This window comes from Acinetobacter sp. GG23 (assembly GCF_057766365.1).
The window spans coordinates 193,568-210,969 of record NZ_JBYMDJ010000004.1; the positions used below are offsets into that span (position 1 = coordinate 193,568).

Genomic DNA, 17,402 nt, shown 5'->3' on the forward strand with positions numbered 1-17,402 from the left:
TAAAAACAAACGCAGTAATATTAATGATAAGGCTTATCATTTGCAATAAAAAACAAACAAAAGTGTCGACAAGAAGTAAAGATAGGAGGTTTTTTTACATAAAATTTAAATTTAATTGTAGAACAGCACAAAATTAGTGGTTAACTCATCCTGTTTTGTATATCTTCCAATGTTGTCATATAATATGGCACTTTCAAAATTGCAATTACTATTTCTATATCGAGGAAGCCATGCAAGTAACTTCTGAAGCGGTTTCGGGCGTTGCCCGTCGTTTAAATGTATCTGTACCGACGAGCCGTGTGAACGAGCAATTTGAAGCTCGTTTAAAACGCACTGCTAAAACTGTGAAGATCAACGGCTTCCGTCCAGGTAAAGTGCCTTTAAATGTTGTACGTCGTGAATATGGCGCGGGTATTTATCAAGAAGTTGTCAACGATGTAATTCGTGACACAGTATTCGAAGCAATTCAGCAAGAAAAAATCAATGCTGTTGGCATGCCAAACATTGATAAAGTTGAAAATAAAGAAGATGCTCTTGTTTATGAAGCAACTGTAGAAGTTTATCCAGAAGTTGAAGTGAAAGCTTTTGATGCTTTGGAAGTTGAACGTAAAACAACTGAAGTTAACGACAAAGACGTTGACCAAATGATTGAAAACCTTCAAAAACAGCGTCAAACTTGGGCTGAAACCAAAGGCATGGCTAAAAAAGACATGCAAGTAACTTTCGATTTCGAAGGTACTGTTGACGGTGAGAAGTTTGAAGGCGGTACTGCTGAAGACTTTAAACTTGTTTTAGGTTCTGGTCGTATGATTCCCGGCTTCGAAGACGGTATCGTTGGTATGAAGAAAGGCGAAGAGAAAGTTATTGATGTAACTTTCCCTGAAGACTATCAAGCTGAAAACCTTGCTGGTAAAGCTGCACAGTTCAAAATCACTGTAAAGCTTGTTGAAAAATCAAAACTTCCAGAAATTGATGCTGAATTCTTGAAAATCTTTGGTTTAACTGAAGAAGAAGGCGTTGAAAAATTAAAAGCTGACGTTCGCAAAAATATGGATCGTGAAGTGAAGAATGGTCTTCGTAACCAAGTTAAAGCGGCAACTTTTGATGCGCTTGTAGCTGCAAACGAAGTTGAAGTTCCTGAGTCAATGTTGGCTCAAGAGATTGACCGTCAACGTCAACAAATGATTCAACAATTCACTCAACAGTTTGGTGCTCAAGGCGCGCAAGCATTTGACAGCAGCATGCTTCCAGATGACTTGTTCAAAGAACAAGCTGAAAAAGCCGTTAAACTAGGTGTATTGGTCAGCAAAGTTTTAGCTGATGCTAAAATTGAAGTTGATCCTGCTCGCGTTGAAGCTTACATCGACGACATGGCTTCTTCTTACGAAGACCCGACTGAAGTGATTGAATACTTCAAAAATGACAAACAGCAACGTGCTCAAATCGAAGCAGTTGTGTTAGAAGATCAAATTGTTGATCACATTTTAGCGTCTGCTAAAGTAACTGATACAGCGGTAAGCTACGAAGAATTGTTGAAAGAGCAACAAGCTCGTCAACAAGGCTAAGCTTAGCTGATCGGAAAAAGGCGCATCATGCGCCTTTTTTTATATATTCAGCTTATCTTGAGCGTGCCTTGTATTAATAATGCGCATGCAAAAAATATCTGTTATTTAATTGGGAATATTTTGCAATTTCGACAATTATCCCTCATATTGTGAATATGAGTTGAGTAACAAAAAATTTAGGAATAAATAACGTATGTATGTTCCAACAATTAATAGCGCTTTAGTACCAATGGTCGTAGAGCAATCGTCTCGTGGCGAGCGTTCTTTTGATATTTTTTCACGTCTTTTACGTGAGCGTGTCATCTTTATGAGTGGTGAAGTTGAAGACAACATGGCCAACTTAATTGTTGCGCAGATGTTGTTTTTAGAAGCAGAGAACCCAGATAAAGATATACACCTTTATATTAATTCACCAGGTGGCTCGGTGACTGCAGGTATGGCCATTTATGACACCATGCAGTTTATCAAACCGGATGTAGTAACTTACTGTATGGGTCAGGCAGCATCTATGGGTGCGTTCTTATTGAATGCAGGTGCAAAAGGCAAACGTTATTGCTTGGAAAATGCCCGTGTCATGATTCACCAACCACTAGGTGGTTTCCGTGGTCAAGCATCGGATATTGAAATTCACGCACGTGAAATTCTATTCATTAAAGAACGTTTAAACCGTTTAATGGCAGAGCATAGTGGTCAAGACTATGAAACTGTGGCAAGAGATACTGACCGTGACAACTTTATGACAGCTCAAGCTGCTAAAGAATACGGTCTCGTGGATGAAGTGTTAAGTAAACGTCCATAATTTTCAGATTTTAATATTGGAGTAAATATGTCCGAACATCCTCAAGGACAAAAGCATTGTTCATTTTGCGGTAAAACGCAGTCTGAAGTCGGGAAACTGATTGCAGGTGAAGACGCTTACATCTGCAATGAGTGTGTGGACGTATGCTTAGATTTAGTCCAGACCAGTCAACAAGTAGAATCGGGTGATTGGGCAACTAAGCCTTTGCCAAAACCACATGAAATTCGTGCTGCATTAGATCAATATGTCATTGGTCAAGATGTTGCCAAAAAAACGCTTTCAGTTGCAGTGTATAACCACTACAAACGTTTAAAAGTTACCCATTCAGGTCATAAATCTGATGAGGCGGTAGAACTTGCGAAAAGTAATATTTTGCTGGTTGGACCAACAGGTTCAGGTAAAACTTTACTTGCACAAACTCTAGCACGTCTTCTCGATGTTCCATTTGCCATGGCAGATGCAACGACTTTAACCGAAGCCGGTTATGTGGGTGAAGATGTTGAAAATATCGTACAAAAACTTCTTCAAAAAGCGGATTACGATGTAGAGAAAGCGCAAAAAGGGATTATCTATATCGATGAAATCGACAAGATTACCCGCAAGTCTGAAAACCCATCGATTACCCGTGATGTATCGGGTGAAGGTGTTCAGCAAGCATTATTAAAAATGATTGAAGGTACGGTTGCTTCAATACCACCCCAAGGTGGCCGTAAGCATCCGCAACAAGAGTTCATTCAGATTGATACCTCAAATATCTTGTTTATTTGTGGTGGTGCATTTTCAGGTTTAGAGAAAATTGTACAACAACGTCAAGAAAAAGGCGGGATTGGTTTCACAGCAGATGTGAAGAAAAAAGACGAAAGTAAAAAATTGTCTGATTTATTCCGTCAAGTAGAAGCAAATGACTTGGTGAAATTTGGTTTAATTCCAGAATTCATTGGTCGTCTACCAGTTATTGCAACTTTGGAAGAGCTGGATGAAGAAGCGCTTATGCAGATTCTGACTGAGCCAAAAAATGCCTTAACACGCCAATACCAATATTTATTCGATATGGAAAATGTTGACTTGGTGTTTGAAGATTCTGCATTGCGTGCTATTGCGAAAAAAGCCTTAGAACATAATACAGGGGCACGTGGTCTGCGTTCAATCCTGGAAAACTCTTTACTTGAAACTATGTATGATTTACCAAGCCGTACCGATGTTGGTACCGTGATTGTAAATGATGCGGTAATTAGTGGTGAAGGAAAGCCAGAGTTAAAGGCAGAGCGTCAAGCTAAAACAGAGACTGAAACTGCGCCTAAAGTAGATTTGAAAGTTATAAATTCTAAATCTGCTTAATTCGCTATTCGTCTGAAACGTGCGGAAAACTGGTGTTTTCGCACGTTTTTTATTTCCAAAAATAAACTGCAATGTTAATCTCAAATACTAGGCGCGGACGTCTAAATAAGATCAACTAACTCAGATCAATGTCGCGATCCATCTAGCGAAAAATTAAGTGTTTAATTGAGTACAAAAATAAAAAATACGCGGTGAGGGAAAATCATGCGTGGAGTCTGTATTGCGGTCTGTGCAAGTATTATTTTAATGGGTTGTCATGGCAAATCTGCTTTTGAACATGCTCAAGCAACATCAACCTTAAAACCTGTAAATACTGAACATGAACCGGGTCTATTGGAGCAATACCGTTTTGGTATGTTTACTATTGGAGGTTGGGTCAATCAAAAAGTAGGACAGCGCTTTCAACCGGTACAAGCCCAAAGTGAGCAAGCGGCCCTTGTGTATATGTATCGTCCTGATAGTAAATGGAATCGTCAAGAAATTGTGGCATCCAGTCTTTTTATTAACAGTGAGCGTATTCCGAGTTTGTTAAATAATCATTATTATTGGATTGAATTGCCTGCAGGAACGTATCGCTTGTCGACCAGCCGGCCTGTAGGTGTACAGCATTTTCAAAAGCCTAAATATCTAGATTTTACTGTGGAAGCAGGGCAGTCTTATTTTATTAAATATGATGAAGAAAATTTAAGCACTCGTCATGAAATTTCTGGACCATTGATACTTGTATCTGAAAAAGCAGGTTTAAACGAAATCGCATTTACCCAGTTAAAGTCGGAAAGTTTTAACTTTGTAGCCCAAGATTCAAATACAGGTAAGGTACGTAAAAAAGCTCAGAAGCTTAAGCCTGCTAAATATGACCCTGCGGAAGATGTACAACTGACTACACCCTTTAAGCCGTGGGATCCAAGGACGTGGTAAATACACATTTCTCAGTTTGAAACTGAAGACCAGCGATCTTCTGGTAAGTAAGAAATACTTGTTTATAGAAATAAAAAAGCACCCATTCGGGTGCTTTTTTAGCTTAGAAAATTAAACTGCAGCAGCATCTACTACTGGGATTTTACCAATTTTAGCTTGCCAGATTTTAGGTGCAGTCGCGTGAATAGAAGTACCATTCACGTCTACCGCTACAGATACTGGCATATCTTCAACAACAAATTTGTAGATTGCTTCCATACCCAAGTCAGCAAAAGCTACAACTTCGGCTTCACGAACAGCTTTAGATACGAGGTAAGCAGCGCCACCTACAGCCATCAAATATGTCGCTTTGTTGTCTTTAATTGCTTCGATAGCCGTCGGACCACGGTCTGCTTTACCAATCATGCCATACAAGCCAGTTGCTTCTAGAACTTGACGCGTGAATTTATCCATACGTGTTGCAGTTGTCGGGCCTGCAGGACCAACCACTTCATCACCAATCGGATCGACTGGACCCACGTAGTAAATGAATTTACCTTTAAGATCGACTGGAAGTTCTTCACCGTTATCTAACATTTCACACATACGTTTGTGCGCAGCGTCACGGCCTGTATAGATTGTACCGTTAAGCAATAAGGTATCGCCCGGTTGCCAAGAATTCATTTCTTCTTGTGTAATGGTGTCTAAGTTTACACGCTTAGATGTCGATGAATCCCAAGTTACAGCAGGATAATCATCCAATTTTGGTGCTTGAATATGAGCAATGCCTGAACCATCTAACTGGAAATGTGCATGACGCGTTGCAGCACAGTTCGGAATCATACCGACTGGTTTACCGGCAGCATGACATGGATAGTCTTTGATTTTGATATCAAGAACAGTGGTTAAACCACCAAGACCTTGAGCACCAATACCTAGAGCATTTACTTTTTCGAAGATCTCGATACGGAGTTCTTCCATTTTGCTCTGTGGACCACGACGAAGTAATTCGTCCATGTTGATTTCTTCCATCAAGGCTTCTTTGGCAAGCATCATGGCTTTTTCGGCAGTACCACCAATCCCGATACCGAGCATACCAGGAGGACACCAGCCTGCACCCATAGTTGGAACAGTTTTAAGTACCCAATCCACGATTGAGTCAGATGGGTTCAACATGGCAAGCTTAGATTTGTTTTCTGAACCGCCACCCTTAGCAGCCACAGTAATGTCTACTTTGTCACCCGGTACGAGTTTGTAGTGGATCACAGCAGGAGTATTGTCTTTGGTGTTTTTACGACCAAAAGCAGGGTCCGCTAAAACTGATGCGCGAAGAATGTTTGAGTTTTCAAGATAACCCTGACGTACACCTTCGTTAATCGCGTCATCTAGGCTCATGGTTAAATCAAATTTAACGTCTAGGCCCACTTCAAGAAATACGTTAACAATTCCTGTATCTTGACAGATAGGGCGATGACCTTCTGCACACATACGAGAGTTAATTAAGATTTGTGCAATTGCATCTTTTGCGGCTTTGTTCTCTTCTCGATCATAGGCACGGCTCATCGCTTGGATGAAGTCTTGTGGATGATAGTAAGAAATGAACTGAAGCGCATCTTTCACCGATGTGATCAAGTCATCTTGCTTGATAATAGTTGTCATATCAAATATCTCTTGAGCGGGCTGTTAGCTAGCGGGCTAAATTATAAGATAAAAAGCAAGTTCTGTGGGCGTTTTGAATGATTTTTGGCCGAAAGTTTAATAGCGAATTAGCAAGTCAAGGTAACTGTCATTTTTGTGGAGATTTCTGTCATAAATATGACAAAAGGCTGTCATAGTTCAGTTGAAATCTGTCATTTAAAGCAGAAATTGGAATAATTTAAATCTATTTAATAACCTAACTTATTGAAAATTATTAATTAATACAATTATTTTAAGTTATATTAAATATGACAGCATTGTCATAAATTTGTCATAAAAATTTTACATAATAAGCTCATCAAATTTAGAGCGTAACAAGCATATGATTACTGCAGTTGTTTCAGTTGTTGGTTTTTCTTTATATATCGCAGTGACATGGATTTACGGTCAAAAAGAAGATCAGGCTTAAGCTCTATCTTCTTTTTTTTTGCTTTAATTTTTTCATTCTAATAAATTCCTACAACTTCAAATCTTCAAATTTCGATCTAAATCTGCGTATACTATTTTAAAAATATGAAAACTTCTCTGATGAAAGATCATTCGGAATTTGCACACAATATAATTGAAATCTATAAAAAACATGCTCGTGCATGGACGGAATTACGCGGCAATTTTCTGTATGAAAAAGCATGGCTCGATCATTTTCTAGCACTGATTCCTCAACATTCTAAAATACTGGATTTAGGTTGCGGTTCGGGAAAACCGATAGCAGATTATTTGATTCAGCATGATCATAAAATAACGGGTGTCGATAGTTCAAATGTGATGATTGAAATGGCACAACAAAATTTTCCTGAACAATACTGGCTTCAAGCAGACATGCGAACTGTTGAACTCGATCAAAAATTTAATGCGATTTTGGCGTGGGACAGTTTTTTTCATCTGACTCCTGATGATCAAGGGGCGATGTTTCAGAACTTTCAAAAACATGCCAAGCTGGGAGCGGCATTGATGTTTAGCAGTGGGCCAAGCCATGGGGAAGCGATTGGAGATATGTTTGGCAATGCTTTGTATCATGCCAGTTTGTCGCAAGATGAATATCGACAATTATTGAAAGATCATGGTTTTGAAGTCGTGAAAATGGTTGTTCAAGATCAGGCCTGTGCCGGGCATACGGTGTGGTTGGCCAGAAAACTTTAATAAAAAATTCTAAAGAGAATATAAAATCGATTAAATAAAATGGCAGAGCAGTGTAAAAAGCCCATTCGAGGGGGGTAGGCTTTTTACACTGATCTATCTTAATGATTTTAAATGATAAATTAATTAAATTTATTTAAGTTATATTATATTTATTTTAGAAAATCTTAAAATAAGTAAATCTATTCACGCTCCTAGTCAGACTTTTATAGGAGGAATAATAGTTTAAAGGATAATGCGGTAGTAACGGATATTGCAGGTGACTACAGGATGCTCAAAATTAAAAACCATACTCTTCTTTTCAATTCATTAAACTTGGTTTCAAATTGAATGAACGTGGTAGCGTGGAAAAAACTAAATCCAGAAGATGGTTTAAAAATATAAACTATTTAATGAGTATTAATTTACTTTTTTCTGCGGTTTAAGACTGGAGTCCTGAAAAATTATTGGGTTTTTATAAAGAACAGAGACTTTTGAATGAAATGTAGGCGGTTGTTTCTTGGAAAGAAAGAGATCATGTTAAAATAAGAAGAGGTGAATAAAACAGCTAAAATTAATTCCATTTAACCTCATCGTCATTCTAAGAAATTCACAAAAAAAACCACCCAATTTTTCAATCAGATGGCTTGGAAAACTTGGATTTAAGATTATTGAGTAGCCTGTTGCTCTGCCTGAATTGCAGTTAGAGCAATGGTAAATACAATATCATCTACCAGTGCACCACGTGACAAGTCATTCACAGGTTTATTTAAACCTTGCAGCATTGGACCTACACTGACTACATTTGCCGAGCGTTGTACAGCTTTATAAGTCGTATTGCCTGTGTTCAAATCAGGGAAAATAAATACATTGGCACGACCAGCAACTTGTGAATCTGGCGCTTTTGAACGTCCCACACTTTCAACCGAAGCTGCATCATATTGTAATGGGCCATCAATGAGTAAGTCAGGACGACGCTCTTTAGCAATTCGGGTAGCTTCAGCCACTTTCTCTACATCTGCACCGGTACCAGAAGTACCGGTTGAATAAGAAATCATGGCTATACGTGGGTCAATACCAAAAGCTTTTGCTGAATCTGCCGATTGAATGGCAATTTCAGCCAGCTGTTCAGCATCCGGGTCAGGATTGATTGCGCAGTCGCCATATACATAGACCTCATCAGGTAACAACATAAAGAATACCGAAGATACCAGTGAATAATCCGGTGCAGTCTTAATCAGTTGGAATGCAGGGCGAACTGTATTGGCGGTGGTGTGTACTGCACCTGATACCAATCCATCGACTTGATCGAGGGCAAGCATCATGGTGCCGAGTACAACGGTATCTTGCAGTTGTTCACGTGCTTGTAATTCGTTAATTTTACCTTTACGCAATTCCACCATTTTCGGCACATAGTTTTCACGAATTAAGTCAGGATCGATAATTTCAAGATCATGCGGCAATTCGATATTTCGTGCTTTAGCCACTTCAATTACCGCTTCCGGTTTCGCCAATAGAATGCAATTGGCAATTCCACGTGATTGGCAAATTGCAGCTGCCTGAATGGTCCGAGGTTCGTCACCTTCCGGTAAAACAATCCGTTTTTTTGCTGTAATGGATTTTTGAACCAACTCATGACGAAACGCAGACGGCGATAAACGAGGCTTGTAAGAACCATTGAGCAGTAGGGCAATCCAGTCTGCATTCAGATGGCTGGATACGAAACGGCTGACTTGCTCGGCGCGTTCAGTATCATCGACTGGAATTTCATTGCTTAAATTGGAAAGGCTCTGTGCAGTCTCAAAGGTGCTGAGCGGTGTGTGCAGAATCGGTAAGCCATTTTTAATAGCAGTCTGGCAGAAAGCTAAAACTGAAGCATTTGGCTCATGGTGTTCAGTTAACACCAAGCCGGCTAGTGGAATGCCGTTGCTGCTAGCGAGGCTACTTGCCAGTAAAACATCAATACGGTCAGAGGCACTAATAATCAGTTCACCGGCCACAAATTTATTCAGTTCATGTTCAATATTCGAAGCAATCAGGCTGCTATGTAATACTCGGCGCTGCGTGGCTTCACCCCGGTTAATCCATTCTGCTGAAATATGCGCAGCCAGATCGGAAATTCGTGGCACACTTAAAGTATCACTGAAGGGCACTAAGCCAATCACTGGAAGTTTTTCAGAACCAAGATGGGCATGAGTTTTTTGAATTGCTCTAACAAATTTTTCAGTCTCACCAATCAGGCGTAAACAGGGATCAAATGTGACCGGAACCTGAGCAGAATCTTCATGCAAGCCTTTGGTACGCATAAACAAGATGCCGGCCATACGGGTAGAAGATGCACCGCCAAAATAGCGTAACTGATTTTCGACTTTTTCCGCACTCAATTCCGGCGTATTAATATCGGCATTGCTGACAATAATGACTTTGGCATCGAGTGCCTGCGCCAAGGTGGCATTCATTTCAGAGGCGAAAGCATCACGACTGTTCGGGAATAAGCCTTCAACAATAATCAGATCATGATTCTTGGCAATCTGACGATGCAGACGTACTGCTTCTTCGAGTAGCTCATCACTTTCATCTTGATTAATTTGCTGAATCAATTTGGTATAAGGAATCGGTTCAACTGTTTCACTATTTGATAAATGACGATACAGGGCGGTTGTACCATCTACGGGTTGATTTTTTTCTTGTGAAAAAGGTTTAAGAAAACCGGCTTTCACACCTTGGCATTCCAAGGCATAGACTAAACCCAGGCTGGCTGAAGTTAATCCTACGCCTTCCCCAGTTGGAACTAATAAAATTGTTTTCATAGCTTGATTCTAAATAAAAGGATTCAGTGATGAGCATTATAAAATGTGCGATGGCTTAAGCCGTCTCAACATCTGCTTCAAACTTTTTTGCAGCTGCTTGATTAACCTCATTCACAACATTTTCAGTTTCTTGTGCAATGCGACCTTCTTCATCAGTAGGAACAACCCAAATTTGAGGACCAATACCTGCGTCTATACGGCCTTCTGTTCCGCGCTTCAAGTTATCGTTTTGTTCTTTGCTTAAGTTGAAACCGAAGTGAGGGAGGTAGGCCAATGTTTTTTCACGGATATAGGCAGAATTTTCCCCGATACCACCTGTGAAGAACAGACCGTTAATACGCGGCAAGCCACAGCTTAAGGCTGCAAGTGATTTAGCTAAACGGTAGCAGAATACTTCAATCGCAATGCTTGCATCTTCATTGCCCTGTTCAGAGGCTTCAATCAGGGTACGCATATCATTCGAAAGATTCGAAAGACCCAGCAAACCACTTTGATTGTTCAGCATTTTATCGATTTTATAAATATCCCAACCCAAGTTGCTTGCCAGAAAGCTATGAATGCTTGGGTCAACATCCCCACTACGGGTACCCATAACCACGCCTTCTAATGGTGTCAGACCCATAGAAGTATCCACACTTTGGCCATTCCAAATGGCACAAGTCGAGCTACCATTGCCGAGGTGAGCCGTTAACCAGCCACCTTGTTTAAAGCTGCCTGCCAGTTCTGAACCGCGTTCAGATACATAGGCATGACTGGTGCCATGGAAACCGTAACGGCGGACATTGTGCTCGGTATATAAGAATTTTGGCAAGGCATAACGAAAAGCATGTTCCGGCATAGTTTGGTGGAAGGCTGTATCAAATACCGCGACTTGTGGTAACTGTGGAAACAAACGCATGGTTGCGTCAATACCGACTAAATGTGCAGGATTATGTAAGGGTGCAAGCGGTGTAGCTTCACGAATACGTTCTACGATTTCTTTAGTGAGTAATTCTGCTTTAGTCAAGGTACCGCCATGTACTACACGGTGGCCAATGGCTTGAGGATTATATTGTGATAAGCGTTCTAAAATGGTTTCCAGTGCTTTTTCATGATCGGCATAGGGAATAGAAAGTTCGAGTCGCTCACCGCCAACAGTGATGCCTTTAATGCGTGCATCAGCAGAACCTAGATTCTCTGCCAAACCAAAGATACGATCTTCACGGTGCTCAGAAACTAAAGCATATTTGATAGAAGAAGATCCGCAGTTAATCACTAATACTGATGTAGTCACGTTTATATACCCGAATTCTAATTGAAATAATTATCCCTTATTGATCACGATGCAATGTTGTTGTGATGCAATCTTGATCAGTATGAATGTTTTATCATGGGTTTTTTATTGCTCCTAGATAGACTTTAGCAGATTAGACTTAAGCATTATCGACCTGCTGCATAATAATAATTAAAATTTATCGTTTGATAGATTTCATTTATTAATAAAATAGTACTCAATCCTATATTAATAAAATAGTACTCAATCCTAGTATGTGGCTTGTATGAATTATAACCATAGCATGAGTGATTTATTTTGAGCATCAAATCATGTTGTTTTAATATTATTTTCGATATTTTATTTCTGACCAGCGCACGATCACATAAGCAATCAGTGCAACCATGAAAAAAACCAGCATCATCCAGGCCAAGCCCTGTAGTGTTTCAATAATGGTCCGATAAATCTCGAGTACCCATCTTTCACGGGTCAGTTCAATGACAATTTTTTTGTCATTATCGGTATAGGTGAGTGGCGTGATATATTTTTCCATATCGTAAATACGAATACCGGAAGATGTGCCCACGACCATGCCGGCAAATTTGGTGTATTTTGCCCATGCTTCATGAATGGGATCGTTAATTATTCGCGCCAGAATTTGATTGATAGAGTGAGAAAAAATTTTCATTACGGCAAAAGAGACCAGTAATGCCAATACGAATGTACAGATCATTAAATAATAAAACATTGCATATTCCCTTTTATGGTTATTTTTATCATCTTGTGAAATTTAGCTTAGAGATATTGTAGTGGCTATGTTCAGCCTCATTTTTGAAGCTGAACATGGAATGATTCTGTTAAGCGCTGTATTTATTGACGAATTTGACCATCACCAAACACCACCCATTTTTGCGAAGTCAGACCTTCAAGACCAACAGGGCCACGGGCATGAATCTTGTCAGTTGAGATACCAATTTCTGCACCTAAACCATATTCAAAGCCATCTGCAAAACGGGTAGAGGCATTGATCATCACTGAGCTCGAATCTACCCGGGCTAAAAATTGACGAGCATGACTATAGTTTTCAGTAATAATGGCATCGGTATGGTGTGAGCCATATTTATTAATATGCTCAATTGCTTCCTCAATACCGCTGACCACTTTAATCGCCAAAATTGGACCTAAATATTCGGTGTACCAATCTTCTTCGCTGGCAGGTTTAACATTTGAGCCTAAAATGCGCTGCGTTTCGCGGCAGCCACGCAGTTCAACCTGTTTCTCGGCATAAAGTTCAGCAATATTAGGCAGAAATTCTTCAGCAACTTTTTCATCGACCAATAAAGTTTCCATCGCATTACATACGCCATAACGATGGGTTTTGGCATTTAGCGAGATCGGTAAAGCTTTTTGCAAATCGGCCTGTGCTTCAACAAAGACATGACAATTACCATCTAGGTGTTTAATCACCGGAATACGCGCTTCATTACTCACGCGCTCAATCAGCCCTTTGCCTCCACGTGGAACAATGACATCTACATATTCAGACATGGTAATCAGATGACCGACTGCCGAACGGTCAGCCGTGTTAATAACTTGCACGGAAGTTTCCGGTAAACCCGAAGCTTTTAAACCATGCTGGATGGCTTGAGCAATGGCTTGATTAGATTGTAGTGCTTCAGAACCGCCACGCAAAATAATGGCATTTCCAGACTTCAGCGCAAGTGACGCTGCTTCAAGGGTCACATTCGGCCGTGATTCGTAAATCATGCCGACTACACCTAAAGGTACACGCATTTTACCAAGCTGGATTCCCGAAGGACGGTAAGCGAGGTCAGTGATTTCCCCAATAGGGTCAATCAGGCTCATGACATCTTTTAAGCCATGCAACATAGCTTTAAAGCGTGTGGGGGTAAGTTCTAAGCGATCAAGTAATGCACTGTCCAAATTGCTGTTACGACCTTTGGTCATATCAATTTGGTTCGCAGCTAAAATTGCAGCTTCACTGTCTTGTAAAGCAGTGTAAATTGCAGATAAGGCATTGTTTTTTGTTTCAGTAGAAGCGCTTGCCAACACGCGCGAAGCTTGGCGTGCTTGTTGTCCTACCGTTTGCATATATTGTTCAATTGAATCTTGCATAGCGGTTGATCACTTAGAAATTACACCTTCGATAGTAACAGTCTGGCACAAGACAATGAAGCATCTATCGGCAAAAAATCTCTGAAACTTTTCAAGCTATTTATATTTTGAAATTCTTTTGTTTGTAAATTTAGATGAGTGGTCGGGGAATAAGTTGCGTGTTAAATGATCCTATGTATAGAATAAAAAATAATGACATTGATGTCTGATAATTAAAGCAAATGAATGGATGCTGCGCAGAAATTCGATATTTATTTTCTTGCAAAATAACAATAAGGCAAGAATGGAGGAAGGGATATGAATTCCATGATCCAAATGGACTCGGCACTACAAGAATCGAACATGAGTTTTGGCTTTTTTGATCTTTACCATAGAAACAGTTTTAAAGAGCCTGCACGTACAACGTGGATCAAAGGCTGGAAAATTGAATATATGGCAATTGCTCAACCTGAAACGATTCACAACACTCCAATTGTTATTGTTGGCGGTGCATTTCAAAATTTCAATTCTTATAAATATTGTGTTGAACAGTTGCTCAGTGCAGGCCCGATTATCCTGATTGATTTACCTTCTATGGGCGCGAATCAACAAATTACCAATCGTGATACCGGGGTTTCTGCAGGAACTTTGGAATTGCCAGATTTGGCACGTATGCTCGGTGAATGGCTGGATATAGAAAATTTGTCCAAAGTTTCAGTAATGGGAATGTCTCTGGGTTCAGTCGTGGCGTCAGACTTGGCCCATCAACGTCCTGAATTGATTGACCGCATGATTTTAATGGGCGTGATGCAAAAAACCCGTAAAAGCTGGCGCATGTTGCTGGAAGAGTCTTTGCATCTAATGAAAGAACAACGCATGGATGAGTTTGGTCAGGCGGTAATTTTGTATTTGGTCAATCATGCCAAAATTGATAAAACTCGCATGTCACCTACTGCAAAACGTTTGTTTTTTAAACAGATGGCTGAATTTACTGCAACCGAACAAGATCGCTATGAAATCAACTGTAGTCGTTTACTGCGTTTAACGGACGTGCCGATTCCGCAATGTAAAGTACTGGTCGCGTGTGGGCAATATGACAGTTTCACCTTGCCACATGAAAATGCAAATTTTGCTTTGCAATGTCCCAACATGGAATTTGCCATGATTGCCAATGCAGATCATGTACCGCAATTACAGCGCCGTAAAGAAACCATGAGTTTGTTTGCAACATTCTTACAGAGTCAATCGATTGACATTGTAGAAGGGATTATCCCGATGACCCGTGCACAGTTGCTGACTTTAGAACGTCGTGGAGAAGAACGGATTGCAGTACAGAATCCAATGACTGTATTGACCCATCGTCATTCAGAATTGCGACTGCCAACACATATTATTGATCTAAACTTCTTTGGGGTTTTACTTGAATTTGCAGAAGGGTTAACAGTAAAAGCGGAGCAATATCCACGTGATTTGGCTTTGCATTTAGAAGATGATGAAGGTCAATTTAAAATTGAATGTTTAATTTTTGCCGTAGATTCAACACAAATCCGTGCCCTGTTTAAACATGGCAGTTTTGAGGTGGCAGAACGTTTATTGCGTTATGTGCAGCGACAAAAAGAAGCAATCCAGATGCTGGAATCAGTGAGTTAAGCAATTTTCTTCTGAAGATAAAAAAACAGCGTATTTAACGCTGTTTTTTTATGCTTGCATGGATCATCCAGACCAGATCTCCCAAGTGTTCGTCACTCGGTGATTGGGTGTTTGTCTGATTCTGAAAATAATGCTGAGGTTGAACAACAGTCGTTTTTTCAAAACCTGCTTGCTGGAAAAAGTCTTGTACTTGTTGAGGATGAGTAAAATGAAAACTAAATGCACTCTTGGACATCCATTTCAGTAATTTACTGCTGACCCAAATAAAATTGGCCAATTTATTCTTGACCGGTTCCGGATAAATATCAGTCAGGTAATGCAGTTCTTTAAAGTCCTGACCGTAGTGTGTAATCGCCTGCAACAATTGCAATAGCAGATCTTTATTAAAGTAGTTTATTAAACCTTCACTAATCACCACCAAGGGACGATTCAGATCAAATACGTGAAAAGCTTGCTCAAAATCTGCAGTGAATAAATCTACTGATAAAACTTCCGGACTATTGAGATCAATTTGTTTTAGTGCCTGAGTTTTGACTTTTGCCATACCCGGTAAATCAAGTTCACGATAATCAATGTGGGGATATTTTTGTCGAAAGTTCCAGCCACGTGGCGATAGACCACTTGCGATTTCAAGCACTTGTAAGTCGGGGAGTTGCTCAATCAGTTGGGTGAGATGCTGATCAATCATGCGATGGCGTTGTTTGAGCGTGGTACGCATACTGCCACCGACAAATTTTTCAGCCCAGCTTTCTAGAGGGTGTACCAGTCTAGCCAGCATTTTGCCTTTAGATGTCGCAAAAACCGGGTGTGAAATTCCCATGGTATACCAAATATAGCCGGTGTAATGCGCAGTAAATGAAATGTGTCGATGTTCTGAAAGCTGTTGTGTCATGTCATCCTGACCTGTATGTTTTTGTAGTTTTAAATATATAATTGAGTGTTTGATAGGCTTCTTCTATAACTGATTGGTATCTTTTAAAAGTTGATATCAGCAGATATAGGCAAGTAGTCTCTGGCTTTATTTTTGATTATCATAATGAAAAAGGAACACCTTGTCGTGTTCCTTTTGTCGCATTAATTAAATGAATTTTTAAAGTTTTCGACAGTGTCTCGAACTTTTTCCCATTCGGTACCTAGATTCAGGGTTTCACTCACGCTGATCTCTGGGATTTTACCGCGCATACGCTCTAAACGTTCTTGATTCGGTAAAGGTAAATCGCTAATACCTTCTAGTGCTGTACATGCTGCTGAACGGTCATTACACACTAGGCCCATATCACAGCCGGCTTTGAGTGCAGCCTGAATGCGGGCATCTGCGCCGCCGACTACGCAAGCTGCTTGCATGGTTAAGTCATCCGAGAACAGCACACCATCAAATTTCAATTTTTGACGTAAAATATTTTGAATCCAGTAGGGTGAGAAGCCGGCAGGGTTCAGATCGACCTGATCATAAATCACATGCGCGGGCATGAGTGCATCCAGTTGCGGCATGAGCTGAATAAAGGTCTGCATATCCTTGTTGTAGATTTCGTCATAAGACCGTGAATCGACAGGCGCTGCCACATGTGAATCTGCTTTGACTGAACCATGACCCGGGAAATGCTTGCCTGTATTGGCCATGCCTGCTCGCTTCATTCCTTTTAAAAAGGCACTTGCAAGAGGAACAATATCTTGAATATTTTTGGCAAAGCCACGATCGCCAATCACATCGCTGACATCATTTAAGTCCAATACCGGTGCAAAACTAAAATCAATCCCGACGGCAAGAACTTCAGTTGCCATGAGCCAACCGCATTGTTCAGCCAAATCAACTGCCTTTTCAGGTTCGCTTAAATAGAGTTCACCCAAACGACCCATTGCAGGAAGTAAGGTAAAACCCTGTTTCAAGCGTTGTACGCGACCACCTTCTTGGTCTACGGCAATTAAAATCTCGGGTCTTATATGACGCATATGATCTGTTAAAGCACGAACTTGTTGTGGTGATTTTATATTTCGCGAAAATAAAATCATGCCACCCACTTGCGGTGTTCGTAATAGTTGAATATCTTCTTGAGTAAGTTCTGTGCCAGCGATGTCTAGTATCAATGCGCCAATCATATCGGTGTCCGTGTTAGGATTTTATAAAGAAAAAACAATACCCGAATTCTGCAATGATTTGCTAC

The 17,402-nt window shown here is 40.3% G+C and carries 13 protein-coding genes; 6 read left to right on the plus strand and 7 right to left on the minus strand.

The annotated features are described in order from the left end of the window. Positions 1–230: 230 nt before the first annotated feature. The 4 genes from tig to AC3CAU_RS09290 all read left to right on the plus strand — a co-directional run bounded on the left by tig (position 231) and on the right by AC3CAU_RS09290 (position 4,620). On the plus strand, positions 231–1,565 hold the full coding sequence (gene tig, locus AC3CAU_RS09275) for a trigger factor (RefSeq protein WP_131216472.1): 1,335 nt from the start codon (positions 231–233) through the stop codon (positions 1,563–1,565). Between the two features lie 193 nt (positions 1,566–1,758). Further along, the gene (clpP, locus tag AC3CAU_RS09280) at positions 1,759–2,364 is read left to right on the plus strand and encodes an ATP-dependent Clp endopeptidase proteolytic subunit ClpP (RefSeq protein ID WP_067866498.1); all 606 of its coding nucleotides are present in this window, start codon (positions 1,759–1,761) and stop codon (positions 2,362–2,364) included. A 27-nt stretch (positions 2,365–2,391) separates the two neighbouring features. Next, on the plus strand, positions 2,392–3,702 hold the full coding sequence (gene clpX, locus AC3CAU_RS09285; protein WP_131216470.1) for an ATP-dependent protease ATP-binding subunit ClpX: 1,311 nt from the start codon (positions 2,392–2,394) through the stop codon (positions 3,700–3,702). 204 nt (positions 3,703–3,906) lie between these two features. Beyond that, entirely contained in the window at positions 3,907–4,620 is a 714-nt protein-coding gene (locus AC3CAU_RS09290; RefSeq protein ID WP_131216468.1) for a DUF2846 domain-containing protein, read from the plus strand. A 111-nt stretch (positions 4,621–4,731) separates the two neighbouring features. Here the strand turns inward: AC3CAU_RS09290 and AC3CAU_RS09295 are convergent, their stop codons facing one another. After that, entirely contained in the window at positions 4,732–6,258 is a 1,527-nt protein-coding gene (locus AC3CAU_RS09295; RefSeq protein WP_131216467.1) for a fumarate hydratase, read from the minus strand. A 567-nt stretch (positions 6,259–6,825) separates the two neighbouring features. Here AC3CAU_RS09295 and AC3CAU_RS09300 point away from each other — a divergent pair. Then, a complete protein-coding gene (locus tag AC3CAU_RS09300) occupies positions 6,826–7,437 on the plus strand; it encodes a class I SAM-dependent methyltransferase (protein ID WP_447054031.1) in 612 nt (203 codons plus the stop codon). A gap of 644 nt (positions 7,438–8,081) precedes the next feature. Here the strand turns inward: AC3CAU_RS09300 and pta are convergent. From pta to AC3CAU_RS09320, 4 genes are all read right to left on the minus strand, one after another. After that, on the minus strand, positions 8,082–10,223 hold the full coding sequence (gene pta, locus AC3CAU_RS09305) for a phosphate acetyltransferase (protein ID WP_447054032.1): 2,142 nt from the start codon (positions 10,221–10,223) through the stop codon (positions 8,082–8,084). A gap of 55 nt (positions 10,224–10,278) precedes the next feature. Then, positions 10,279–11,496, minus strand: a complete 1,218-nt coding sequence (locus tag AC3CAU_RS09310; protein ID WP_447054033.1) for an acetate/propionate family kinase — start codon at positions 11,494–11,496, stop codon at positions 10,279–10,281. A gap of 325 nt (positions 11,497–11,821) precedes the next feature. Beyond that, on the minus strand, positions 11,822–12,223 hold the full coding sequence (locus tag AC3CAU_RS09315) for a hypothetical protein (protein ID WP_131216458.1): 402 nt from the start codon (positions 12,221–12,223) through the stop codon (positions 11,822–11,824). Positions 12,224–12,345: 122 nt separating this feature from the next. Beyond that, positions 12,346–13,611, minus strand: coding sequence for a glutamate-5-semialdehyde dehydrogenase (locus tag AC3CAU_RS09320; RefSeq protein ID WP_447054034.1), 1,266 nt, complete (start codon positions 13,609–13,611; stop codon positions 12,346–12,348). Between the two features lie 297 nt (positions 13,612–13,908). On the opposite strand from AC3CAU_RS09320, the gene AC3CAU_RS09325 reads away from it, so the two are divergent. Next, the gene (locus AC3CAU_RS09325) at positions 13,909–15,240 is read left to right on the plus strand and encodes an alpha/beta fold hydrolase (protein ID WP_447054035.1); all 1,332 of its coding nucleotides are present in this window, start codon (positions 13,909–13,911) and stop codon (positions 15,238–15,240) included. A 34-nt stretch (positions 15,241–15,274) separates the two neighbouring features. Here AC3CAU_RS09325 and AC3CAU_RS09330 read toward each other — a convergent pair whose 3' ends face one another. Continuing rightward, positions 15,275–16,132, minus strand: coding sequence for a class I SAM-dependent methyltransferase (locus AC3CAU_RS09330; protein ID WP_447054036.1), 858 nt, complete (start codon positions 16,130–16,132; stop codon positions 15,275–15,277). Positions 16,133–16,314: 182 nt separating this feature from the next. Further along, positions 16,315–17,337 carry a beta-N-acetylhexosaminidase gene (gene nagZ, locus AC3CAU_RS09335; protein ID WP_447054037.1) on the minus strand — a complete coding sequence of 341 codons (1,023 nt, stop codon included), beginning with the start codon at positions 17,335–17,337 and terminating at the stop codon, positions 16,315–16,317. Between the last annotated feature and the right edge of the window lie 65 nt (positions 17,338–17,402).